This is a genomic window from Pseudomonas sp. Q1-7 (assembly GCF_028010285.1).
In the GTDB taxonomy this organism is placed as follows: Bacteria; Pseudomonadota; Gammaproteobacteria; order Pseudomonadales; family Pseudomonadaceae; genus Metapseudomonas.
This window is the reverse complement of record NZ_CP116304.1, coordinates 246,553-270,312: the sequence shown is the minus strand read 5'-3', so window position 1 is coordinate 270,312 and position 23,760 is coordinate 246,553. Positions and strand designations below refer to the sequence as shown.

The 23,760-nt window shown below is 66.5% G+C and carries 22 protein-coding genes; 15 read left to right on the top strand and 7 right to left on the bottom strand.

Annotated features, from left to right (window positions below):
• Nucleotides 1–34 precede the first annotated feature (34 nt).
• From PJW05_RS01265 to PJW05_RS01250, 4 genes are read left to right on the top strand one after another with little or no spacing between them, the layout of a single operon-like run.
• Nucleotides 35–1,390, top strand: coding sequence for a M16 family metallopeptidase (locus PJW05_RS01265; RefSeq protein ID WP_271410140.1), 1,356 nt, complete (start codon nucleotides 35–37; stop codon nucleotides 1,388–1,390).
• Nucleotides 1,383–2,870: a M16 family metallopeptidase gene (locus tag PJW05_RS01260; RefSeq protein WP_271410139.1), complete on the top strand. Its 1,488-nt coding sequence runs from the start codon at nucleotides 1,383–1,385 to the stop codon at nucleotides 2,868–2,870. Before PJW05_RS01265 ends, PJW05_RS01260 begins: the two co-directional genes overlap by 8 nt.
• The gene (gene rsmD / locus PJW05_RS01255; protein ID WP_271410138.1) at nucleotides 2,870–3,487 is read left to right on the top strand and encodes a 16S rRNA (guanine(966)-N(2))-methyltransferase RsmD; all 618 of its coding nucleotides are present in this window, start codon (nucleotides 2,870–2,872) and stop codon (nucleotides 3,485–3,487) included. The genes PJW05_RS01260 and rsmD overlap by 1 nt, the downstream gene beginning before the upstream one ends.
• 15 nt (nucleotides 3,488–3,502) lie before the next feature.
• The gene (locus tag PJW05_RS01250) at nucleotides 3,503–4,513 is read left to right on the top strand and encodes a hydrolase (protein ID WP_271410137.1); all 1,011 of its coding nucleotides are present in this window, start codon (nucleotides 3,503–3,505) and stop codon (nucleotides 4,511–4,513) included.
• Here the strand turns inward: PJW05_RS01250 and PJW05_RS01245 are convergent.
• Nucleotides 4,510–5,175 (bottom strand): TetR/AcrR family transcriptional regulator, encoded by a 666-nt coding sequence (locus PJW05_RS01245; RefSeq protein WP_271410136.1) that lies wholly within the window; start codon nucleotides 5,173–5,175, stop codon nucleotides 4,510–4,512. The two genes, PJW05_RS01250 and PJW05_RS01245, sit on opposite strands and share 4 nt — an antisense overlap.
• A gap of 249 nt (nucleotides 5,176–5,424) precedes the next feature.
• On the opposite strand from PJW05_RS01245, the gene PJW05_RS01240 reads away from it, so the two are divergent.
• The 6 genes from PJW05_RS01240 to ggt all read left to right on the top strand — a co-directional run bounded on the left by PJW05_RS01240 (nucleotide 5,425) and on the right by ggt (nucleotide 11,834).
• The gene (locus PJW05_RS01240; protein ID WP_271410135.1) at nucleotides 5,425–6,855 is read left to right on the top strand and encodes a coniferyl aldehyde dehydrogenase; all 1,431 of its coding nucleotides are present in this window, start codon (nucleotides 5,425–5,427) and stop codon (nucleotides 6,853–6,855) included.
• A gap of 28 nt (nucleotides 6,856–6,883) precedes the next feature.
• A complete protein-coding gene (locus tag PJW05_RS01235; protein ID WP_271410134.1) occupies nucleotides 6,884–7,429 on the top strand; it encodes a twin-arginine translocation pathway signal protein in 546 nt (181 codons plus the stop codon).
• A gap of 41 nt (nucleotides 7,430–7,470) precedes the next feature.
• Nucleotides 7,471–9,066, top strand: a complete 1,596-nt coding sequence (locus PJW05_RS01230) for a GMC family oxidoreductase (protein ID WP_271410133.1) — start codon at nucleotides 7,471–7,473, stop codon at nucleotides 9,064–9,066.
• Nucleotides 9,067–9,165: 99 nt separating this feature from the next.
• The gene (gene coaD / locus PJW05_RS01225; RefSeq protein WP_271410132.1) at nucleotides 9,166–9,645 is read left to right on the top strand and encodes a pantetheine-phosphate adenylyltransferase; all 480 of its coding nucleotides are present in this window, start codon (nucleotides 9,166–9,168) and stop codon (nucleotides 9,643–9,645) included.
• Nucleotides 9,646–9,869: 224 nt separating this feature from the next.
• A complete protein-coding gene (locus PJW05_RS01220; protein ID WP_003455709.1) occupies nucleotides 9,870–10,121 on the top strand; it encodes a YfhL family 4Fe-4S dicluster ferredoxin in 252 nt (83 codons plus the stop codon).
• Between the two features lie 3 nt (nucleotides 10,122–10,124).
• Complete coding sequence (gene ggt / locus PJW05_RS01215) at nucleotides 10,125–11,834, top strand: gamma-glutamyltransferase (RefSeq protein ID WP_271410131.1); 1,710 nt, start codon at nucleotides 10,125–10,127, stop codon at nucleotides 11,832–11,834.
• Between the two features lie 91 nt (nucleotides 11,835–11,925).
• Here the strand turns inward: ggt and PJW05_RS01210 are convergent, their stop codons facing one another.
• The 5 genes from PJW05_RS01210 to PJW05_RS01190 form a co-directional block, all read right to left on the bottom strand.
• Nucleotides 11,926–12,264, bottom strand: a complete 339-nt coding sequence (locus PJW05_RS01210; RefSeq protein WP_271410130.1) for a multidrug transporter — start codon at nucleotides 12,262–12,264, stop codon at nucleotides 11,926–11,928.
• Between the two features lie 72 nt (nucleotides 12,265–12,336).
• A complete protein-coding gene (locus PJW05_RS01205) occupies nucleotides 12,337–12,915 on the bottom strand; it encodes a lysophospholipid acyltransferase family protein (RefSeq protein WP_271410129.1) in 579 nt (192 codons plus the stop codon).
• Nucleotides 12,916–12,984: 69 nt separating this feature from the next.
• Nucleotides 12,985–13,797, bottom strand: coding sequence for a bifunctional DNA-formamidopyrimidine glycosylase/DNA-(apurinic or apyrimidinic site) lyase (mutM, locus tag PJW05_RS01200; protein WP_271410128.1), 813 nt, complete (start codon nucleotides 13,795–13,797; stop codon nucleotides 12,985–12,987).
• A 29-nt stretch (nucleotides 13,798–13,826) separates the two neighbouring features.
• A complete protein-coding gene (locus PJW05_RS01195) occupies nucleotides 13,827–14,693 on the bottom strand; it encodes an HDOD domain-containing protein (RefSeq protein ID WP_271410127.1) in 867 nt (288 codons plus the stop codon).
• 357 nt (nucleotides 14,694–15,050) lie between these two features.
• On the bottom strand, nucleotides 15,051–15,317 hold the full coding sequence (locus tag PJW05_RS01190; RefSeq protein ID WP_271410126.1) for a hypothetical protein: 267 nt from the start codon (nucleotides 15,315–15,317) through the stop codon (nucleotides 15,051–15,053).
• 569 nt (nucleotides 15,318–15,886) lie between these two features.
• On the opposite strand from PJW05_RS01190, the gene PJW05_RS01185 reads away from it, so the two are divergent.
• The 4 genes from PJW05_RS01185 to PJW05_RS01170 all read left to right on the top strand — a co-directional run bounded on the left by PJW05_RS01185 (nucleotide 15,887) and on the right by PJW05_RS01170 (nucleotide 21,301).
• A complete protein-coding gene (locus PJW05_RS01185; RefSeq protein WP_271410125.1) occupies nucleotides 15,887–17,083 on the top strand; it encodes a class I SAM-dependent rRNA methyltransferase in 1,197 nt (398 codons plus the stop codon).
• 267 nt (nucleotides 17,084–17,350) lie between these two features.
• On the top strand, nucleotides 17,351–19,189 hold the full coding sequence (ilvD, locus tag PJW05_RS01180) for a dihydroxy-acid dehydratase (protein WP_271410124.1): 1,839 nt from the start codon (nucleotides 17,351–17,353) through the stop codon (nucleotides 19,187–19,189).
• A 225-nt stretch (nucleotides 19,190–19,414) separates the two neighbouring features.
• On the top strand, nucleotides 19,415–20,794 hold the full coding sequence (locus PJW05_RS01175) for a nucleobase:cation symporter-2 family protein (protein WP_271410123.1): 1,380 nt from the start codon (nucleotides 19,415–19,417) through the stop codon (nucleotides 20,792–20,794).
• A 39-nt stretch (nucleotides 20,795–20,833) separates the two neighbouring features.
• On the top strand, nucleotides 20,834–21,301 hold the full coding sequence (locus tag PJW05_RS01170; protein ID WP_271410122.1) for a metallophosphoesterase family protein: 468 nt from the start codon (nucleotides 20,834–20,836) through the stop codon (nucleotides 21,299–21,301).
• A 63-nt stretch (nucleotides 21,302–21,364) separates the two neighbouring features.
• Here PJW05_RS01170 and PJW05_RS01165 read toward each other — a convergent pair whose 3' ends face one another.
• Entirely contained in the window at nucleotides 21,365–21,877 is a 513-nt protein-coding gene (locus PJW05_RS01165; protein WP_271410121.1) for a dihydrofolate reductase, read from the bottom strand.
• 307 nt (nucleotides 21,878–22,184) lie between these two features.
• Between PJW05_RS01165 and PJW05_RS01160 the strand changes: the two genes are divergently transcribed.
• A complete protein-coding gene (locus PJW05_RS01160; RefSeq protein WP_271410120.1) occupies nucleotides 22,185–23,720 on the top strand; it encodes a nucleobase:cation symporter-2 family protein in 1,536 nt (511 codons plus the stop codon).
• Nucleotides 23,721–23,760 lie beyond the last annotated feature (40 nt).

Here is a 23,760-nt window from a genome sequence, read left to right as displayed (position 1 = left end):
ACCGCCGGGGCCGTCCGACAGGTCAAGAACATCGATGAAAGCCATCGCCCGACAAGCCGCCGGCTTGCTTTATTGCGCCCTCTGCCTGCCTGCCCTGGCCCTCGCCGCAGACAACCAACCCACCCACGAGTTCACCCTGGACAACGGCTTGAAGGTCGTTGTCCGCGAAGACCATCGCGCGCCCGTGGTGGTATCCCAGCTCTGGTACAAGGTCGGTTCGAGCTACGAGACGCCCGGCCAGACTGGCCTCTCCCACGCCCTCGAACACATGATGTTCAAGGGCAGCCGCAAGCTCGGCCCCGGCGAGGCCTCGCGCATCCTGCGTGAGCTCGGCGCGGAGGAAAACGCCTTCACCAGCGACGACTACACCGCCTATTACCAGGTACTGGCCCGCGACCGCCTGGGCGTCGCCTTCGAGCTGGAGGCCGACCGCCTCGCCAGCCTCAAGTTGCCCCCCGAGGAGTTCGCCCGCGAGATCGAGGTGATCAAGGAAGAACGCCGGCTGCGCACCGACGACAAGCCCACCGCAAAGGCCTTCGAACGCTTCAAGGCGATGGCCTACCCGGCCAGCGGCTATCACACCCCCACCATCGGCTGGATGGCCGACCTCAACCGCATGACGGTGGAGGAGCTGCGCCACTGGTACGAGTCCTGGTACGCGCCGAACAACGCCACCCTGGTGGTGGTGGGCGACGTCACCCCCGATGAAGTCAAAGCCCTCGCCGAACGCTATTTCGCCGACATTCCGAAGCGCGCAGTACCACCCGCGAAGAAGCCCCTGGAACTGGCCACCCCCGGCGAACGCCGCCTGACCCTGCACGTGCGCACCCAGCTGCCGAGCCTGGTCATGGGCTTCAACGTACCGGGCCTGGCGACTGCCAAGGAGGCCCGCCAGGTTCATGCCCTGCGGCTGCTCTCCACGTTGCTCGATGGTGGCTACAGCGCCCGCCTGCCGAGTCGCCTGGAGCGCGGCGAGGAACTGGTCAGCGGCGCCTCCGCCTGGTACGACGGTTTCCCCCGCGGCGACAGCCTGTTCGTCATCAGCGCCACGCCCAACGTGCAGAAAGGCAAGACCCTGGAGCAGACCGAGGCCGGCATCTGGCGCCAACTGGAAGACCTCAAGAGCACCCCGCCCAGTGCCGAGGAACTCAAGCGCGTACGCGCCCAGGTCATCGCCGACCTGGTCTACCAGCGCGATTCCATCACCAGCCAGGCCACCACCATCGGCCAGCTGGAAACCGTCGGCCTGTCCTGGAGGCTGATGGACCAGGAGCTCGCCGCCCTGGAAGCCGTGACACCCGACGATATCCAGGCCGCCGCACGGACGTTCTTCACCCGCGAGCGCCTGAGCGTCGCCCACATCCTGCCCGAGGAGGCCAACCATGAATGAGCGCAATGGCCTGCGTTACGGCCTGCTCGGCCTGGCCCTGGTCGCCCTGCTGGGCGTGCTGGGATTCATCGTCAACCGCCCGGCCGGCACCGCCACCGCCGAAACCGCCACGCCGGCCCCTGCCGCCGGCCTGCAGTCCCTCGCGGCGCTGGGCAGCAAGGCGCCAGGCCGCCGTACCCTGGATATCCAGAGCTGGACGACCGCCGAAGGCGCCAAGGTGCTCTTCGTCGCCGCCCCCGAGCTGCCGATGTTCGACCTGCGCCTGACCTTCGCCGCCGGCAGCAGCCAGGATGGCGGCACTCCGGGCCTGGCCACCCTGACCAACGCCATGCTCAACGAGGGCGTGGCTGGCAAGGACGTCACCGCCATTGCCGAAGGCTTCGAGAGCCTGGGCGCCGAGTTCGGCAACGGTGCCTACCGCGACATGGCCATCGCCAGCCTGCGCAGTCTGACCACTCCCGAACTGCGCGAGCCGGCCCTGCAGCTGTTCACCCAGGTGATCGGTGCCCCGACCTTCCCCGAGGACTCCCTGGCACGGATCAAGAACCAGATGCTCGCCGGCTTCGAATACCAGAAGCAGAACCCCGGCAAGCTCGCCGGCCTGGAGCTGTTCGAGAAGCTCTACGGCCAGCACCCCTACGCCCACGCCAGCGAAGGCAACGAGAAGTCCGTTCCCGGCATCAGCGTCGCCCAGCTGCGTGACTTCCACCAGAAGGCCTACGCCGCCGGCAACGTGGTGATCGCCCTGGTCGGCGACCTGTCCCGCGCCGACGCCGAGACCATCACCAACCAGGTATCCCGGGCCCTGCCGCAAGGCGGTGCGCTGCCCAGGCTGCCGGAGCCGGAAACGCCCAAGGCGGGCGTCAACCACATCGAGTTCCCGTCCAACCAGACCCACCTGATGCTCGCCCAGCTCGGCATCGACCGGAACGACCCGGACTACGCCGCGCTCTACCTGGGCAACCAGATCCTCGGCGGCGGCGGTTTCGGTACCCGGCTGATGGAGGAAGTGCGCGAGAAGCGCGGCCTGACCTACGGCATCAGCTCCGGGTTCACCGCCATGCAGGTGCGCGGCCCCTTCATGATCGGCCTGCAGACCCGCGCCGAGATGAGCCAGGGCACCCTCAAGCTGATCCAGGACATCGTTCGCCAGTACCTGGCCGAAGGCCCCACCCAGAAGGAGCTGGACGATGCCAAGCGCGAGTTGGCCGGGAGCTTCCCGCTGTCCACCGCCAGCAACGCCGACATCGTCGGCCAACTGGGCGCCATCGGCTTCTACGACCTGCCGCTGACCTACCTGGAAGACTTCATGGCCAAGGTCCAGACGCTGGACGTGGCCCAGGTCAAGGCCGTCATGGCCAGGCACCTGAACCCCGACCAGTTCGTCATCGTCACGGCCGGCCCGACCGTCCCGCAGAAGGAGCTGCCGCCGCCCACCGCCAAACCCGCCGAACTGCCCAGCGGCGTACCGGAGCACTGATGCGCAAGCCCAACACCAAACCCGCGCGCCCCGCCCATGGCGGCCAGGGTCAACTGCGCATCATTGGCGGGGAATGGCGCTCGCGGCGCTTCGCCTTCCCCGACGGCCCCGGCCTGCGCCCCACCCCCGACCGGGTTCGCGAAACGCTGTTCAACTGGCTGGCGCCTCACGTGGAGGGCGCCCGCGTCCTCGACCCCTTCGCCGGCAGCGGCGCGCTCTACCTCGAAGCCCTGTCCCGGGGCGCCGCCGCCGGCCTGGCGCTGGACCTCAACCCGGACTCGGTGGCCGCCCTGCGCAGCCATCTGGACGTGCTGCGCTGCGACCGTGGTCAACTGCTGCAGAGCGACGCCCTGCGCTACCTGGACACCCAAACGCCCAGCGCCTTCGACCTGGTGTTCCTCGATCCGCCGTTCAACCAGAACCTCCTGACACCTGTCTGTAACCTTCTGGAAACACGGGGCTGGCTGGCACCCCGCGCCTGGGTCTATACCGAAAGCGAGAACCCGCCCTCCACGCTGGGCCTGCCGGGCAACTGGCGCCTGCACCGGGAGAAGAAAGCCGGCCAGGTGTACTACGCCCTCTGGCAGCGCGCAGCGGGCGAGAGCAGCAACGCCTGACCGACGGCAACCCCGATGAACCAGTTCTACTCCCCTGCGACCGCCAGCGCCGGCTTCCAGCCCGCCTGGTGGTTGCCCGGCCCGCACCTGCAGACCCTCTGGTCGCCCTTCTGCCGCCAGCCGCCACGGCTTTCGCGCCAGCGCGAACGCCTGTGGATGGACGACGGCGACTTCCTCGACCTGGACTGGCACGGCCCGCACGAGGCCGCCGCGCCCCTGGTGCTGGTCTTGCACGGACTCACCGGTTCCTCCCAGTCGCTCTACGTGCTCGGCCTGCAGCAGCAGCTGGCGGCGCGTGGCTGGGCCAGCGTGGCGATCAACTGGCGCGGCTGCTCCGGAGAACCCAACCTGCTGCCGCGCGGCTACCACTCCGGCGCCAGTGAGGACCTGGCGACCACCGTGCGTCACCTGCGCGCCAGCCGCCCACTGGCGCCGCTCTTTGCGGTGGGCTACTCGCTGGGGGGCAACGTGCTGCTCAAGTACCTGGGCGAAACGGGCGAGGATTGCGGCCTGCAGGGCGCGGTGGCGGTGTCGGTGCCCTATCGCCTGGACCAATGCGCCGACCGCATCGCCCTCGGTTTCTCGCGGGTCTACCAACGGCACTTCATGCGCGAGATGGTGGCCTACGTGAGGAACAAGCAACGCCTGTTCGCCCATCAGGGCCAGGCCGAGCACCTGTCCATCCTGGAGCGCCTGGGTCCCCTGGACGACTTGCGCACCTTCTGGGAGTTCGACGGCCGCGTCACCGCGCCCCTGCACGGCTTCAGCGACGCCCAGGACTACTACCGACGGGCCTCCAGCCGCTACTACCTTGGCGGCATCCGCGTGCCCACCCTGCTGATCCAATCCAGCGACGACCCCTTCGTGTTTCGCCACAGCCTGCCGGACGCCCACGAGCTCTCCGCCACCACGCAGATGGAACTGCACGAACGAGGCGGCCACGTGGGCTTCGTCGAAGGGGCGCCGGGCAAGCCAGCCTATTATCTGGAACGGCGGATTCCCGGCTGGCTGGCACGCTGCCGTTAGGCCGGCACCACCTGCTGCAGCGGCACGTACAACTTCTCGTAGAGCACCTTGACCGCCGGCTGCAACTCGGGCGCCAGGTAGCCACTCTCCAGCGCCAGAACCTGGTAGATGCCGCGCCGCAGCAGTTCCTGGCTGAGATCGCCGGCCTCGCCGCGGGTGGTGCAGAGGAAGCGCACCCAGGAGGTGATGATGATCCAGCTGTTCAGGGTGAGCGCCTCGACCTGGGCCGGGGTCATCAGCAGGATGCGCGCCTCCACGAACCCCTGGTAGATGGTCTGGCCGTGGTCCAGGCATCGCTGGGCGAACAGGCGGTAGCGCGCGGCGAGCTGCCCATCGGATTCCAGCAGATGCTCCAGGTCGCGGTGCAGGAAGCGGAAATCCCACATGGCCGCCAGCAGTGACTCCAGGTAGAAGGTCTTGTCCTCCAGCGTCACCGCGCGACCTTCCGGCAGGCGCAGGAAACCGTCCACCCGCGCTTCGTACTGGCTGAACAGCTCGCCGATGATCTCCTGCTTGTTGCGGAAGTGGTAATAGAGGTTGCCCGGCGACATGCCCAGGTGCGCGGCGATGTGGTTGGTGGTGACGTTGCGCTCGCCCTGGGTGTTGAACAGCCCGAGGCTCTCCAGAACGATGCGGTCGCGGGTCTTGGGTCGTTGGGCCATCGGAACGGACTTTCCTGCTTTCGGTGGGGCTCGGCAAAGGTACACCGGCGAGGCATTGCGAAACACCCGGTGTTACCCACGGCCAGCTTGCCCTGCTTTCGTTGGGCTGCCGCCGGGCAGTCCGACGGGCAAGCTATTTGACAGATTAGAGTAATTGCTCTAGAAGTCCAGCGACACCACAACAACAGTGCCTCGCCGTATCCGCCCAGCGGAGCGGACGACGCTCCCCGAACCGCGAGGAACCGCGCCATGGTCGCCGATATCGCCTACCTGCAACAAAGCCAGCAGCAGATCAGCCAGTTGGAGACCCTGTTCAAGGGCCAGCGCGAGGCGTTCCGCGCCAACCCCATGCCCAGCGCCGAGCAGCGTATCCAGTGGCTGAAGTCCCTGCGCGAGCTGCTGTTCGCCGAGCAGGACGCGCTGATCGCCGCCATCTCCAGCGACTTCAGCAACCGCTCCGCCGACGAGACCCTGCTGGCGGAAATCATGCCCAGCCTGCACGGCATCCATTACGCCGCCAAGCGCGTGAAGAAATGGATGAAACCGTCCCGCCGTGGCGTCGGCCTGGCATTCCAGCCGGCCTCGGCCAAGGTGGTCTACCAGCCCCTTGGCGTAGTGGGCGTGATCGTGCCCTGGAACTACCCGCTGTACCTGGCCATCGGCCCTCTGGTGGGCGCCCTGGCGGCGGGCAACCGGGTGATGATCAAGATGAGCGAATCCACCCCGGCCACCTCCCAACTGGTCAAGGACCTGCTGGCGCGCATCTTCCCCGAAGACCTGGTGGCCGTGGCCCTGGGCGAGGCCGACATGGGCGTGGCGTTCTCCCGCCTGCCCTTCGACCACTTGCTGTTCACCGGCGCCACCAGCATCGGCAAGCATGTGATGCGCGCCGCCGCCGAGAACCTGACCCCGGTGACCCTGGAGCTGGGCGGCAAGTCGCCGGCCATCGTCTCCGCGGACGTCCCCCTGGCCGACGCCGCCGAGCGCATCGCCTTCGGCAAGACCCTGAACGCCGGCCAGACCTGCGTGGCCCCGGACTACGTGCTGGTGCCCGAGGACCGCGTCGAGGGCTTCGTCGAGGCCTATCGTCAGGCCGTGCAGGGCTTCTTCCCGCAACTCAAGGACAACCCCGACTACACCGCGATCATCAACGAGCGCCAACTGGGCCGACTGAACGGCTACCTGGCCGACGCCGAAGCCAAGGGCGCACGGCTGGTCCCGCTGTTCCCCGAAACCCAGGGCCGGCGCCTGCCCCATACCCTGGTGCTGAACGCGAGCGACGAGATGAAGCTGATGCAGGAGGAAATCTTCGGCCCGCTGCTGCCCATCGTCCCCTATCGCCGCCTCGACGATGCCTTTGCCTACATCAATGACCGGCCGCGCCCGCTGGCCCTCTACTACTTCGGTTACGGCAAGGCCGAGCAGCAGCGCGTGCTGCACGAAACGCACTCCGGCGGCGTGTGCCTGAACGACACCCTGCTCCACGTGGCCCAGGACGACATGCCCTTCGGCGGCGTCGGCCCTTCCGGCATGGGCCACTACCATGGCCACGAAGGCTTCCTCACGTTCAGTAAGGCCAAGGGCGTGTTCATCAAGCAGCGCTTCAATGCCGCGAAGATGATCTATCCACCCTACGGCAAGGCCATCCAGAAGCTGGTGTACACACTCTTCGTCCGCTGAACCGGGCTTTCGCAGGCAGATAACAACAATGAGCGAAACCACTTTCCAGGCGCCCGGTCTTTCCCGGCGCCACCTGCTCAAGGTCGGCCTGTTCGGCTCGGCCTTCCTCGCCACCGCCGGGGTCACCGCCAGCCTCACCGGCTGCTCGGCCAGCGGCCCGGCTGTCGGCTTCGCAGTGCTGCGCGAGTCCGACCTGCCGTTCCTCCGCGCCCTGGCGCCGGTGATGCTGGAAGGCGCCGTACCCACCGAGCGTATGCCCCAGGCGGTGGACGGCACCCTGCAGAGCCTGGACTACGCCCTGCACCATCTGTCGCCGGAAATGCTCAAGCTGACGCTGCAGCTGTTCGACGTGCTCGCCCTGCCCATCACCCGCGGCCCGCTCACCGGCGTCTGGGGCAGTTGGGAGAAGGCCAGCGACCAGGCGATCCGAGAATTCCTCGAACGCTGGGAGAACAGCGCCATCGGCCTGCTGAAGATGGGCCACGCCGCGCTGCTGAAGCTGGTGATGATGGCCTGGTACGGCCGGCCGGAATCCTGGGCGCACTGCGGCTATCCGGGCCCACCGTCGATCTGAGCGCCCGTCTCCCATAACAAGAACTCGTCCGAGACCCTGACATGCCTGTACCCGATCCCTTCGCCGAAGGCCTGGCCCGCGGCTGGAAAACCCACAACGGCTCACGCCTGGACAGCGACCTGACCCTGGAAGCCGATGTTGCCATCGTCGGCAGCGGCGCGGGCGGCGGCACCACGGCGGAAATCCTCAGCGCGGCCGGTTTCAAGGTCCTGCTGATCGAGGAAGGCCCGCTGAAGACCAGCTCCGACTTCAAAATGCAGGAGGCCGACGCGTACTCGAGCCTCTACCAGGAAGGCATCGGGCGCATGACCAAGGATGGCGCCATCACCATCCTCCAGGGCCGCGCGGTGGGCGGCACCACCCTGGTGAACTGGACGTCCAGCTTCCGCACGCCGGAACCGACCCTTGAGCACTGGGCCCGCGAGCACGGCGTGAAAGGCCTGTCGGCGGCCGAGATGGCGCCCTGGTTCGAGAAAATGGAACAGCGCCTGGGCGTGTCGCCCTGGGCCATCCCGCCGAACCCGAACAACGACGTGATCCGCCTGGGCTGCGAAAAGCTCGGCCTGCACTGGAAGGTGATCCCGCGCAATGTGCGCGGTTGCTGGAACCTGGGCTACTGCGGCGTGGGCTGCCCGACCAACGCCAAGCAATCGATGCTGGTCACCACCATTCCCGCCACCCTGGACAAGGGTGGCGAGTTGCTCTACCTCGCCCGCGCCGAAAAGCTGCTAATCGACGGCGACAAGGTCACCGGCATCGAATGCCTCGGCCTGGACGAGCGCTGCGTGGCGCCCAACGGCCGCCGGATCACCGTCAGGGCCCGCCACTATGTGCTCGCCGGCGGTGGCATCAACACCCCCGGCGTGCTGTTGCGCTCCCGGGCGCCGGACCCCAACGGCCGGCTCGGCAAACGCACCTTCCTGCACGTGGTGAACTTCTCCGCCGCGCAGTTCGACCGGGTCATCAACCCCTTCTACGGCGCGCCGCAATCCATCTATTCCGACCACTTCCAGTGGGATGACGGCACCACCGGGCGCATGTCCTACAAACTGGAAGTACCGCCGCTGCAACCCGCGCTCACCACCACCCTGCTGGGACACTTCGGCGTCGACAACGCCCTGCGCATGGAACAGCTACCCCATACCAACGTGATGCTGGCGCTGATGCGCGACGGCTTCCACCCGGAGAGCGCCGAGGGCACGGTGGAGCTGCGCGGGGACGGCAGCCCGGTGCTCGACTACCGCATGACCGACTACACCTGGGACGGCATTCGCCGCGCCTTCCACGTCATGGCCGAAATCCAGCTCGCCGCCGGTGCCCGCGCCGTGCTGCCGCTGCATAACGGCGCCGGCTACGTGAAGACCCTCGACGAAGCGCGCAACCTGATCGACGGCCTGCCGCTGGAACTGCACCGCGCGCGCCTGGGCAGCGCCCATGTGATGGGTGGCTGCGCCATGGGCGAGGATCCGGCGCAGGCCGTGACAGACAGCCTGGGCCGGCACCACCAGTTGGCCAACCTGTCGATCCACGATGGCTCGCTGTTCCCGACCAGCATCGGCGCCAACCCGCAGCTGTCGGTCTATGGCATCACGGCCAAGCTGGCCAGCGCCCTGGCCGAACGCCTGGCGCGGGCCTGACGCGCCTGCCGCACGTCCCCGTGTGCCACCTAATCTTGGCCGCGGGGACCTGCTGCGCTACCATCCGATTCCCTTTCGGTCCCCTGCCAGGACGTTGCGATGAACCGAGTGTTGTATCCGGGCACCTTCGATCCCATCACCAAGGGCCACTGCGATCTGATCGAACGCGCCTCTCGACTGTTCGATAGCGTGGTCATCGCCGTCGCCGCGAGCCCGAAGAAGAATCCGCTGTTCAGCCTGGAGCAGCGCGTGGAACTGGCCCGTGAGGTCACCAAGCACCTGCCGAACGTCGAAGTGGTGGGCTTTTCCACCCTGCTGGCGCATTTCGTCAAGGAGCAGAACGCCAATGTCTTCCTGCGCGGCCTGCGCGCGGTGTCCGACTTCGAATACGAGTTCCAGCTGGCCAACATGAACCGCCAACTGGCGCCGGACGTGGAGAGCATGTTCCTCACCCCGTCGGAAAAGTATTCCTTCATCTCCTCGACCCTGGTGCGCGAAATAGCGGCCCTGGGCGGCGACATCAGCAAGTTCGTCCACCCGGCCGTGGCCCAGGCCCTGGCCGAGCGCTTCAAGCGCTGACCCAGGACCGGCTGCACGTCGGAATGGCGGCGTTGGAAATGGCCTCGGGCTTGCTCCTTTGCCGCACGTAAACTCCGCGCCCTCGGCCTTGACTCGCCAGCTCGCGAGATCCTGAACAGGCCCGCCGCCGTGATCGGCGCGTGCGTCGATCGCGGCAATCCGGCACAATTCCGCTATTTTCTGCACAAGGCCGCCGCCGTCCGGCGACGGCAGGAGTTGTTCCCATGTCCCTCAAGATCACCGACGACTGCATCAACTGCGACGTCTGCGAACCCGAGTGCCCGAATGGCGCGATTTCCCAGGGCGAGGAGATCTACGTGATCGATCCCAACCTCTGCACCGAATGCGTGGGCCACTATGACGAGCCCCAGTGCCAACAGGTCTGCCCCGTCGATTGCATTCCCCTCGACGAGGCCCATGTCGAAAGCAAGGATGAGCTGATGCAGAAATACCTGAAGCTCACCGGCAAGGCCTGACCCATGGGCCGCCCGGATTGCGGCGCCAACCGCCGCGGCGCGCTGCTCGCGACGCTGCTCCTGCTCTGCGCGGGCGCCCTGCAGGCCGCCGAGCCTGGCCGCGCGGCGGTCGCCACCCCCCACCCATCGGCCACCGTGGCCGGCCTGGAAACCCTGGCCCACGGCGGTAACGCCTTCGACGCCGCGGTCGCCATCAGCGCTGCCCTGGCGGTGGCCGAGCCCTACGGATCGGGCCTCGGCGGCGGCGGTTTCTTCCTGCTCCGCCAGGGCGGCGACAAGCCCGTCTACCGCTTCCTCGACGCCCGCGAACGTGCCCCCCTGGCCGCCCACGCGCGCCTTTACGTGCGCAACGGCAAGGTCGATCCCGCCCTGTCCCTGGACGGCGCGCTGGCCGCCGCCATCCCCGGCCTGCCGGCGGCCCTGGCCGATCTCTCCGGCCGCTACGGCCGCCTGCCCCTGGCCGACAGCCTGACCCCGGCCATCCGCCTGGCCCGCGACGGCATCTCGGTGGATCGCATCTACCGCGAACGCGCCGCCTGGCGCCTGTCGTCCCTGCGCGACGACCGCGAGACGGCGCGGCTGTTCCTCGACCACAAGGGCGAGATCCCGGAGGAGTTCAGCCTGCTGCGCCAACCGGAGCTGGCCGACACACTCGAGCGCATCGCCCGCTACGGCAAGGCCGGGTTCTACAGCGGTGCCACCGCCGACAAACTGGTACAGGGCGTGAATGCCGCCGGCGGCATCTGGAGCCTGCGCGACCTGGCCGAGTACAAGACCGTGGAGCGCCAGCCGATCCGCTTCCGCCTGGCCGAAGGCCGCGAGCTGATCAGCGCCCCGCCACCGTCGGCCGGCGGCATCGCCCTGGCCCAGAGCCTGGCCATGCTGCAGGAACTGCCCTGGCGCACGGCCGACCGCGTGCAGCGCACCCATTACGTGGTGGAAGCGTTGCGCCGCGCCTACCGCGACCGTGGCCTGCTCGGCGACCCGGATTTCGTCGCCATCCCCACTGCCAAACTGCTCGACGCCGACTACCTGAAGCGGCTGGCGAAAGGCATCGACGCCCGCCGCGCCACCCCCAGCAGCAGCCTGCCGCCGTCGCCGCCCTGGCGCGAAGGCGATCACACCACCCATTTCGCGGTGATCGACAAGGACGGCAACGCGGTGGCCGCCACCCTGTCCATCAACCTGCCCTTCGGCGCGGCCTTCACCGTGCCCGGCACCGGCGTGCTGCTCAACGACGAAATGGACGACTTCGCCGCCAACCCGGAAGGTGCCAACGCCTATGGGCTGACCGCCAGCCAGGCCAATGCGGTGGGCTCGGGCAAGCGACCGCTGTCCTCCATGAGCCCCACCTTCATCGAGAGCGACGAGGCCTTCACCGCCTTCGGCACGCCGGGCGGCAGCCGGATTCCCAGCATGGTGCTGCTCTCGGTGCTGGAGTACCTGGATGGTCAGCCGGTGAATCGCTGGCCGGCGGTGGCGCGCTATCACCACCAGTACCTTCCGGACCAGATCGAGCACGAACCGGGCGCCTTCAGCAGCAGCGAAAGCGCCGAACTGCGCGCCCGTGGCTACAGCCTCAAGCCCCTGGAGCGCAACTACGGCAACCAGCAGGTGCTGTTCTGGAACAAGGCCAAGGGCAGCCTGGAAGCCGCCAGCGACCCGCGCGGCCTCGGCCTTTCCAGCGTGCTCGAAATCGACAAGGTGCGGTAGCGCCGACCCTGCCGGGGTTCACCCGCGCGGCGAGCGCCCCCCCTGAAACGCCGACGGCCCCGAATGAGGGGCCGTCGCGGGGGAGCAGGAATCAATCTTTCCGGTAGCCGCTCATGGTGCAACCCAGGCAGCGCACGAAGGTTTCCTTGGCCGGCACCACCACCAGTTCCTGGGCCGCTTCTTCGACGTTACCGCCCAAGGCGGAGAACGGCAGGCTGATGATGAACAGGCCGGTGCCGATGATGGTGGCGCCCAGCAGCAGCGGCCGGGCAATGACGATGTCGCCGGCCATGCGGTAGCCGGTGGGGGCGTCGGCGGTGTACATGGGGTCGCCGCTGACGTTTTCCTGCACCACTTCCGCATTCGCCGGCAGCGCCAGCAGGCCAGTGGTCAGCGCCAGGACAGCAGCGGTCGTGCGGAACAGGTTCATGCGGGCGATCCTTCAGCTATGGGTGTGCGGAAAACTATATCAGTGCGGGGCGGACTGACAGCGTGATGGCCTTCAATCGCCATTGAAAGCGTAGTCGGGTTTTTTCGGGACGTGGGGCCGGTAGAAGGCCAGCAGCTGGCGCAGGTCGGACTGCTCGTCGCCGCTGGGAACGAAAGGCGGGCCGATCACCACCCGCCGCCCCACGTAGTCCAGGGCTGTCGGGACGATGGGCACGCCGGCGCCACGGGCGATGTGGTAGAAGCCCATCTTCCAGCGTTCCACTCGCTTGCGCGTGCCTTCCGGCGAGATCACCAGCATGAACTCGCGGCTTTCGCGGAAACGCTCCACCGCCTGGTCGACCCTGTTCGACTTGAGGTGGCGATGAATGGGCACGCCACCCCAGCGCCGCAGCAGCCCGGCGAAGGGCCAGCGGAACAGGGTGTGCTTGCCGAACCAGCGGGCGTTCAGGCGCAGCACGAACTTCACCGCGAGGAAGAGCACGAAATCCCAGTTGGAGGTGTGGTGGGCGCCGATCACCACGAACTTGTCGAGGGCCGGCAGGCGTCCCTCGATGCGCCAGCCCATCAGGCGCAGCACGCCATGGCCGATCGCCTCGGCAAAAGGATTGCGGGGCAGGTAGTTGCCTTGCATGGAACCGTCTTCTTTCTTGTCGTTGTGAGTGGGTAGGCGAGATGCCGAACCGGCCGGCCCGGCACGGATTCAGCGCTGGCAGCGCGGGCAATAGACGCTGGCGCGCTGGCCGAGACGGACTTCCCGGAGGCCGGAGCCGCACTGCTTGCAGAACTCGCCGCCGCGCCCGTACACCCAGAGCTCCTGCTGGAAGTAGCCGGGCTTGCCGTCGCCGCCGACGAAGTCGCGCAGGGTGGTGCCGCCGCACTCGATGGCCTGGGCGAGGATGCGCTTGATCTCCACCGCCAGCTTCAGATAGCGCGCCCGGGAAATCGAGCCGGCTTCGCGGCGTGGATCGATGCCGGCGGCGAACAGCGCCTCGCTGGCGTAGATGTTGCCGACGCCCACCACCACTGCGTTGTCCATGATGAACGGCTTCACCGCCATGCCGCGGCCACGGGACAGCTGGAACAGGCGCTCGCCGTCGAACAGCTCGGTCAGCGGCTCCGGCCCCAAGTGGCGCAGCAGCTCGTGGTTCAGCGGGTCCTCGCTCCAGAGCAGCGCGCCGAAGCGACGCGGGTCCGTATAGCGCAGGGCCATGCCCGACTCCAGCTCGATATCCACGTGCTCGTGCCTGGCCGCTTCGAGGCCGGCTTCCACCAGGCGCAGACTGCCGGACATGCCCAGGTGGCTGATCAGGGTGCCGGCTTCGGCGCCCAGCAGCAGGTACTTGGCACGGCGTTCCACGCGCAGGATGCGCTGGCCGGACAGACGCACGTCCAGGTCTTCGGGAATGGGCCAGCGCAGGCGGCGTTCACGCACGATCACCCGGCTGACGCGCTGGCCTTCGAGGAAAGGCGCGATGCCGCGGCGGGTGGTTTCGACTTCAGGTAGTTCAGGCATCGGTATCTCGGTTCATGGCGCAGCGGAGCTCAGCTCAGACCGAGCTCGCGAATGCTTTCCTTGAGGTTCTCGAAGTCGTACTCCGACAGTCCCACATAGTCCAGCACCTGGGCGCGGATGCTCAGCCACTCATAGTCCTCGGCCTGGTTGCCCAGCACCAGATGCGAGGCGCAAATGTGTTCGGCCATCTTGAGGATCGCCAGCAGTGTCTTGAGCTGGGCGTCGCGCCCGGAGTCGTCGCTGAAGATCGACAAGGCGTTGTGGTGGTTGGCGATGGCCTCGCAGAGGTGCTCCGGCAGGCGCCAGGAGCGCGCGGTAAAATAGCCGACCACCGCATGGTTGGTATTCAGCAGGCGATTCTCGGTGTCCACCACGCGGCGCTCGGGACTCGCGCTGGCGTAGGCCTCCTCCAGCACCACCATGTAGTCCGGGAAGCGCTTGATCATCAGCGGCACGCCGCAGTTGTGGAACAGCCCGAGGGCATAGGCCTCGTCCGCCGACTGGTAGCCGATGCGCTTGGCCAGGGTCAGGCAGGTCATGGCGACGTCCTGGGCGGTGTCCCAGAAACGGTTCAGGGTAACGATGGTTTCGTCGCTCATCTCGCCCTTGATCGACTGCGCGTTGATCAGGTTGATCACCGTGTTGCAGCCCAGCAGGTTCACCGCCTGCTGGATCGAGGCGATGCGATTGGCGAGGCCGAAGAAGGGCGAGTTGACGATCTTCAGCAGCGCACCGGAGAGGCCCGGGTCCTGGCTGATCAGGCGGGCGATGGTCTTCAGGTCCGGGTTGGGCATGACCTGCTCCATTTGCAGGTCGACCATGATTTGCGGCTGCGGCGGTACGCTGATGCCCTGCAGGACCTGGCGGATCTGCTCGGCGGTGAGTTCTTGAACCATGAGGGGCGATGGCGGAAGTTGGCTGAGCGCGCAGTCTACCCGGAGAACTCGGGTCTGGGGCGGTATCCTGCCCAAAAAACTGCGCCGACACTCAAGGGCACTTCCGTGGCGCTGGCTACCTCGACGCGAGGCGGCCGAGACCGTTTAATCGGACTGACTGGACGTCTCCATGGCACCGGATAGTTTCACGATCACCGCGCAGGACATCCCCGTGCAAACATCCGAACATCCCGCCCTATACGACAGGATGTTCAAACGACTTTTTTGGCCAACCGGGACGCGCCTTACTCATCCGAAACAGTCAAGTTCAATGGCATCAATCAATGATGCCATTGAACTTTTCCGCGCAGCTGATAATTACCAGCCGGGCGACAAGAGACCTTCGACACCACCCTTGATGGCACCCAGGACTCCGAATCCGATGAAACCGAGTGTGCCACCAACCACGGCAGCCGGCGGGCCAAAGATGCCGCCAATGGTAGAGCCACCCGTGCTGCCGGCGCTGACACCCAGCTCGGCCCCCTCCATGGCGCCCTGGTAGGCCCCCTCGACGAGGCCTTTTATGCCGCCGAGAATACCGGCGCCCGAAACCTCTTCAACTTCCTGCATGGTCAGTTCTTGCATGAATATAAAACTCCTAATGTTCTACTGCTTGACAATACGCCCAGACGCATAGCTGGACACGACTTTAACGGAAGACATGAAGCCCCCTGCTAAATTCAGCATGAATCGCTATTCCGGATTAACAGATGCGATCCTCTTTCAGGCCTGCAAATGGAAATACTTTGAATGGAGAACGAATGACATTGAAGTATTCCTGCCAGTGAAAACAACTCGCCCAATATATTGAAAAAGTTGCACTCAAACCAACCCGACCAACTAATAGGAATACTCCTATTAACACCCCAAACAAAGGACTCAGGACTTGTACGAAAAATCTTCACGCGAAAACCATGCGAATCGATATCGGACGCAGGCGCGCCGATATAGCGTGGAAAATGAGCGTTCGAAGGTAGATTTCAACGCATCCCCAAGGGACGTTCCGCTCTGTTGCCGATTGCCTCGACCCCGGGATCTCGCCGCTTTGCGCGTGCGAGGAATGGACCGCTCGAACCGGCTGAACGGCCATCGACCACACAGCGGCGAAGCCTGCCGCTGCGTTATAATCGCGCTCTTTTGCCGGAGCCTTTGTCATGTCCCTGCCCAGCCTGCGCCTCAAAGCCAATGCCGACCGACGCCTGCGCGCCGGCCACCTATGGGTGTACAGCAACGAGGTGGACGTGGTCGCCACCCCGCTGAACCTGTTCCAGCCGGGCGACCAGGCGATCCTCGAAGCCGCAGGCGGCAAGCCCCTGGGCGTGGTGGCGCTCTCTCCGAACAACCTGATCTGCGCCCGCCTGGTGTCCCGCGACGTCAAGCATGTGCTGGACAAATCCCTGCTGGTGCATCGCATCAACGTCGCCCTGAGCCTGCGCGAGCGCCTGTTCGACAAGCCCTTCTACCGCCTGGTCTACGGCGACTCCGACCTGCTCCCCGGCCTGGTGGTGGACCGCTTCGACGACATCCTCGTGGTGCAGCTCGCCTCCGCCGCCATGGAGCGCAACAAGGCCGCCGTCCTCGACGCCCTGGTGCAGGTGCTGAAACCCCGTGGCGTGCTCTGGAAGAACGACTCCAGCGCCCGTGACGCCGAGGGCCTGGAGCGTTACGTCGACACCGCCTTTGGCGTGGTGCCCGAGTGGGTCGCCCTGGAAGAGAACGGCGTGAAGTTCGAAGCGCCGGTGATGGAAGGCCAGAAGACCGGCTGGTTCTACGACCACCGCATGAACCGCGCGCGCCTGGCGCCCTATGTGAAGGGCAAGCGCGTACTCGACCTGTTCAGCTACATCGGCGGCTGGGGCGTGCAGGCCGCGGCCTTCGGCGCCAGCGAAGTGTTCTGCGTCGACGCCTCGGGTGTCGCCCTGGACGGCGTGGAGCGCAACGCCACCCTCAACGGCGTCGCCGAGCAGGTCACCTGCGTCGAAGGCGACGTCTTCGAAGCCCTCAAGGAGCTCAAGGCCGCCGAGGAACGCTTCGACGTGGTGGTGGCCGACCCGCCGGCCTTCATCAAGCGCAAGAAGGACCTGAAGAACGGCGAAGCCGCCTACCGCCGCCTCAACGAGCAGGCCATGCGCCTCTTGAACAAGGACGGCATCCTGGTCAGCGCCTCCTGCTCCATGCACCTGCCGGAAGACGACCTGCAGAACATCCTGCTCGGCAGCGCCCGCCACCTGGATCGCAACATCCTCCTGCTGGAGCGCGGCGGCCAGGGTCCGGACCACCCGGTGCACCCGGCCATCGCCGAGACCCGCTACATCAAGAGCCTGACCTGCCGCCTGCTGCCCAACAGCTGATCGCGGCGTCCCTCCGCCACACCAGGGGCGGCGCCACGCGCCGGGCCCGACCGCCAGCCTTTCCCTGCCGGTCGGGCCCGGCGTAGAATCGGGCGATTCCTCGCCAACCATCCTCCGGCGGGCCTGTGAGCCCCGGCCGAGCGAGCGGAGACCCCGCCCCGCCTTCCGGCCACCACCGACCGAACGGCCATCTGCCGTTTGCATCCGGTTCGTTCCGCGCTCACGATGAGACTCTTACCGATACCTGATCAGCCGCAGGAAACCGTCATGCCCGATTACCGCTCGAAAACCTCCACCCACGGCCGCAACATGGCCGGCGCCCGTGCCCTGTGGCGCGCCACCGGGATGAAGGACGAGGACTTCAAGAAGCCGATCATCGCCATCGCCAACTCCTTCACCCAGTTCGTGCCTGGCCACGTGCACCTGAAGGACCTGGGCCAGCTGGTCGCCCGCGAGATCGAGAAGCACGGCGGCGTGGCCAAGGAATTCAACACCATCGCCGTGGACGACGGCATCGCCATGGGCCACGACGGCATGCTCTATTCCCTGCCGAGCCGCGAGATCATCGCCGACTCCGTGGAATACATGGTCAACGCCCACTGCGCCGACGCCATCGTCTGCATTTCCAACTGCGACAAGATCACCCCCGGCATGCTGATGGCCGCCCTGCGCCTGAACATCCCCGTGGTGTTCGTCTCCGGCGGCCCGATGGAAGCCGGCAAGACCAAGCTGGCCAGCCACGGCCTGGACCTGGTGGACGCCATGGTGGTCGCCGCCGACGACTCCTGCTCCGACGAGAAGGTCGCCGAATACGAGCGCAGCGCCTGCCCCACCTGCGGCTCCTGCTCCGGCATGTTCACCGCCAACTCGATGAACTGCCTGACCGAGGCCCTGGGCCTGTCGCTGCCGGGCAACGGCTCCACCCTGGCCACCCACGCCGACCGCGAACAGCTGTTCCTGCGCGCCGGCCGCCTGGCCGTCGAGCTGTGCCAGCGCTACTACGGTGAGGGCGATGACAGCGTGCTGCCGCGCAATATCGCCAACTTCAAGGCGTTCGAGAACGCCATGACCCTGGACATCGCCATGGGCGGTTCCACCAACACCATCCTGCACCTGCTGGCCGCCGCCCAGGAGGCGGAAGTGGCCTTCGACCTGCGCGACATCGACCGCCTCTCGCGCAAGGTGCCGCAGCTGTGCAAGGTGGCGCCGAACATCCAGAAGTACCACATGGAGGATGTGCACCGCGCCGGCGGCATCTTCTCCATCCTCGGCGAGCTGGCCCGTGGCGGCCTTCTGCACACCGACGTCGCCACCGTGCACAGCCCGAGCATGGCCGACGCCATCGCCCAGTGGGACATCACCCAGACCCGCGACGAGAAGGTCCACACCTTCTTCAAGGCCGGCCCGGCGGGCATCCCCACCCAGGTCGCCTTCAGCCAGTCGACGCGCTGGGACACCCTGGACGACGACCGCGCCGAAGGCTGCATCCGCAGTGTCGAGCACGCCTACTCCCAGGAAGGCGGCCTGGCGGTGCTCTACGGCAACATCGCCCTCGACGGCTGCGTGGTGAAGACCGCCGGCGTGGATGAGTCCATCCACGTCTTCGAAGGCACCGCGAAGATCTTCGAAAGCCAGGACAGCGCCGTGAAAGGCATCCTCGCCGACGAAGTGAAGGCCGGCGACATCGTCATCATCCGCTACGAAGGCCCGAAAGGCGGCCCGGGCATGCAGGAAATGCTGTATCCGACCAGCTACCTGAAGTCCAAGGGCCTGGGCAAGCAATGCGCCCTGCTCACCGACGGGCGCTTCTCCGGCGGCACCTCGGGCCTGTCTATCGGCCACGCCTCGCCGGAAGCCGCCGCGGGCGGCGCCATCGGCCTGGTGCAGGATGGCGACAAGGTGCTGATCGACATCCCCAACCGCAGCATCAACCTGCTGGTGTCCGATGACGAACTGGCCGCCCGCCGCGTCGAGCAGGACAAGAAAGGCTGGAAACCCGCCGCGCCGCGCGCGCGCAAGGTGACCACCGCCCTCAAGGCCTACGCCCTGCTGGCCACCAGCGCCGACAAGGGCGCGGTGCGCGACAAGTCGATGCTGGAAGGCTGATCGCAACCGCTCCAATGGATAGCCCGGCCTTGCGCCGGGCTTTCTACTTTCTTGTGGGAGCGAATTCATTCGCGAATGCAGAGCCCGCAGAGTTGCCCTGCAATTGGGGCCGCTACGCGACCCTATCGCGATTGAAATCGCTCCTACAGATTCTCATTGGACGGCTATCGCTTCGCCCAACCCCTCCCACGCAGTAGAATCGCCGCTTTTTTGCGGTCGATCGCCATGACTTCACTGGAAAAGCCCCCCGTAACCGAGCCCCGCAGCGAGCTGCTCTACGGCTTGGAAGACAAGCCGCGCCCCTTGGCCGCCCTGCTGGCCGCGTTGCAGCACCTGCTGGCCATCATCGTGCCCATCGTCACCCCCGGCCTGCTCATCTGCCAGGCGCTGGGCGTATCGGCGCGGGACACCAACCTGATCGTCTCCATGTCCCTAGTGGCTTCCGGTATTGCCACCTATGTCCAGTGCAAGCGCTTTGGCCCCTTCGGCGCCGGCCTGCTGATCGTCCAGGGCACCAGCTTCAACTTCGTCGGCCCGCTGATCGCCGGCGGTGCGCTGATGGTCAAGCAGGGCACGCCGGTGGAAGCGGTGATGGCCGCCATCCTCGGCGTGGTGATGGCCGGCGCCTTCGTCGAGATGGGCATCTCCCGCGTGCTGCCCTTCGTCAAGCGCCTGATCAACCCGCTGGTGACCGGCATCGTGGTGCTGATGATCGGCCTGACCCTGATCAAGGTCGGCCTGATCAGCATGGGCGGCGGCTTCGGCGCCATGGCCAACGGCAGCTTCGCCAACGGCGAGAACCTGCTGCTGTCCGGCACCGTGCTGGGGGTGATCCTGCTGCTCAACCGCATTCCGCTGGTGTGGATGCGCAGTTGTGCCATCGTCATCGCTCTGCTGGTGGGCTATGCGCTGGCCGCCTGGCTCGGCCGCCTGGACTTCAGCGGCCTGCACGACGCGCCGCTGGTACAAGTGCCAGTGCCGCTGCACTTCGGCCTGGGCTTCTCCTGGTCGCTGTTCGTGCCGATGCTGGTGATCTACCTGGTCACCTCCCTGGAAGCCATCGGCGACGTCACCGCCACCAGCAAGGTCTCGCGGCAGCCGGTGGAAGGCCCGCTGTGGATGCAGCGGATCAAGGGTGGCGTGCTGGTGAACGGCGCCAACTCGCTGCTGGCGGGCCTGTTCAACACCTTCCCCAGCTCGATCTTCGCGCAGAACAACGGCGTGATTCAGTTGACCGGCATCGCCAGCCGCCATATCGGCCTGTGGATCGCGCTGATGCTGGTGCTGCTGGGCCTGTTCCCGGCAGTGGCCGGCGTGCTCCAGGCGATTCCCGAGCCGGTGCTGGGCGGCGCCGCCATGGTGATGTTCGGCGCCGTGGCCGCGTCCGGCATCAATATCCTCGCCGGCACCACGCTCGATCGTCGCGCCCTGCTGATCATCGCCGTCTCCCTGGCCCTGGGCCTGGGCGTATCCCAGGTGCCGGAATTTCTCGCGCACATGCCGGCGGCCCTGCGCAACATCCTCGAATCCGGCGTCGCCACCGGCGGCCTCTGCGCCCTGCTGCTGAATTGGTTCTTGCCGGAAACCCCGGCGCACCCTCGCTGAGTGGCAGAATGGGCTTCATCCAGTGATGAGGCCCATTCCATGACAACCCTCCGCATTGGCCTGATCGCCGACACCCACGGACTCCTCCGCCCCCAGGCCATGGCGGCCCTGCAAGGCTGCGACCACATCCTGCATGCCGGCGATATCGGCAAGCCTGAAATCCTCGACGCCCTGCGCCAACTGGCACCGCTTACCGCAGTGCGCGGCAACAACGACCGTGAAACCTGGGCGGATGGCATCAATGAAGCGGAAGCGTTGCGGCTGGGCGGAATCGGCATCTATCTGGTGCACGACCAGGCGGATATCCCCAGCGATCTCGCCGGGCGCGGCTTCAGCGTGGTAGTCACCGGCCACTCCCACAAGCCGCTGATCACCGAACGCGCCGGGCTTCTGCACGTGAATCCGGGCAGCGCCGGACCCAGGCGCTTCAGCCTGCCGGTGTCGGTGGGGTTTCTGCGGATCGAAGAAGGGAAGGTGCGAACGGAGCTCAGGGAGCTGAGCGTGTAAGCGCATTCGTTCGCGAAGGACCGCGCAGCAGTCCCGGATGACTTCACGCCCAAATCCTGCGCGTCAGCGCTTCTCCCACACCTCGAAGGCGTAGGCCGGCGTGTCCGTCGTCGCCTCGTGCTCGATGCTGGAAGCCAGGCGCCAGTCCTGCTGCGACACTTCCGGGAAGAACGCATCGCCTTCCGGCGCCAGTTCCACGCGGGTGAGATAGAGGCGGTCGGCTATCGCCAGGCCCTGGGCATAAAGCTGGGCGCCACCGATCAGCATCAGTTCCTCGGCTGCTTCCTCCCGCGCCCAGGCGTCGGCGCGCTCAAGGGCGGCCTCCAGGCTGGTGAAGACTTCCGCACCTTCCAGCAGCAGCCCTTCCTGGCGGCTGACCACCAGATTGAGCCGGCCGGGCAATGGACGGCCGAGGGAATCCCAAGTCTTGCGCCCCATGATGATCGGCTTGCCGAGGGTCATGGCCTTGAAATGCTTGAGGTCCGCCGGCAGGTGCCAGGGCAGTTGGTTGTCACGGCCGATCACGCGGTTCTGCGCGAGGGCGGCGATCAGGCAGAGGGGCAGGGTCTTTTTCATGGCGGCGAGAATACCGGCTGAGGCTGCCCAGAGAAAGCCAACGGACGTTGAGTGCCCGCGTCCCGGTCGGCCAGGTTCCGGACACGCATGGCGCGGAGGCGCGCCACATTGTCGGAGACCATTCGTCGACAATCATTTTTCTGACCGAAAGGTCAGCTACCGTATCGCTGTATTTCGGTGGAATTGCTCGACAGTACACGGTAAATCGGCGAAAGAACGTGACGGAAGAATTGTATACAAAGAACTAGCCAACAGTCTTATTAATTGTCTACAGTTGCCAGCACAATAACAAAAGCGAGTGCTCACCATGACAGTCCCAACCGCAAGTCCGTCTCCGGTGCAACGCCCCGAAGACGAAAACCTCGGCATTGGAGCCAACCTCGCCTACGGTCTGCAGCATGTGCTGACCATGTATGGCGGAATTGTCGCGGTACCCCTGATCATCGGCCAGGCCGCCGGGCTATCGCCCGCGGACATCGGCCTGCTGATCGCGGCCTCCCTGTTCGCCGGCGGCCTGGCGACCCTGCTGCAGACCATCGGCCTGCCGTTCTTCGGCTGCCAGCTGCCGCTGGTGCAAGGCGTGTCCTTCGCCGGCGTGGCGACTATGATCGCCATCATCGGCGGCAATGGTCAGGGCGGCATCCCCGTGGTGCTGGGCGCGGTGATCTCGGCCTCGCTGATCGGCCTGCTGATCACACCGGTGTTCTCACGCATCACCAAGTTCTTTCCGCCCCTGGTGACCGGCATCGTCATCACCACCATCGGCCTCACCCTGATGCCCGTGGCCGCGCGCTGGGCGATGGGCGGCAACAGCCAGTCGCCGGAGTTCGGCAGCGTCGCCAACATCGGCCTGGCCGCCTTCACCCTGGCCACCGTGCTGCTGCTGAGCAAGCTGGGCAGCGCGAGCATCTCGCGCCTGTCGATCCTGCTGGCGATGGTCATCGGCACCCTGGTGGCGGTGTTCGCCGGCATGGCGGACTTCTCCAAGGTGCTCGAGGGCCCGCTGGTGGCGATGCCCACCCCGCTGCACTTCGGCATGCCGGAGTTCCAGATCGCCGCAATCCTGTCGATGTTGATCGTGATCATCGTGACCCTGGTGGAAACCTCCGCCGACATCCTCGCGGTCGGTGAAATCATCGGCACCAAGGTGGACTCCAAGCGCCTGGGCAACGGCCTGCGCGCGGACATGATCTCCAGCTCGCTGGCCCCGCTGTTCGGCTCCTTCACCCAGAGCGCCTTCGCCCAGAACGTCGGCCTGGTGGCGGTGACCGGCGTGAAGAGCCGCTACGTGGTGGCCACCGCCGGCCTGATCCTGGTAACCCTCGGCCTGCTGCCGGTGATGGGCCGCCTGATCGCCGCCGTTCCCACGTCGGTGCTGGGCGGCGCGGGCGTGGTGCTGTTCGGCACCGTGGCCGCCTCGGGCATCCGCACCCTGGCCCAGGTGGACTACCGCAACAACATGAACCTGATCATCGTCGCGACCTCCATCGGCTTCGGCATGATCCCGATCGCCGCGCCGACCTTCTACCACCACTTCCCGGCCTGGTTCGAAACCATCTTCCATTCCGGCATCAGCTCCGCCGCCATCATGGCCATCGCACTGAACCTCATCTTCAACCACCTGAAGGCCGGCAACTCCGACCAGCAGTCGGTGTTCGTCGCCGCCAGCGAGCGCACCCTGCGCTACCAGGACATCGCCGCCCTGCACGAGGGCGACTATTTCCGCGACGGCAAGCTGTACGACTGCGACGGCAAGGAGGTGAAGGTCTGTGACCCCAGCGACCATCACGGCGAGCCCCCGACCCCAAGGGTCAAGGTGGCAGCCGGTTCCCACAGCCACTGACCGCGAAGGCCGGCGCCCTGCGCCGGCCTTCCGTTGATGA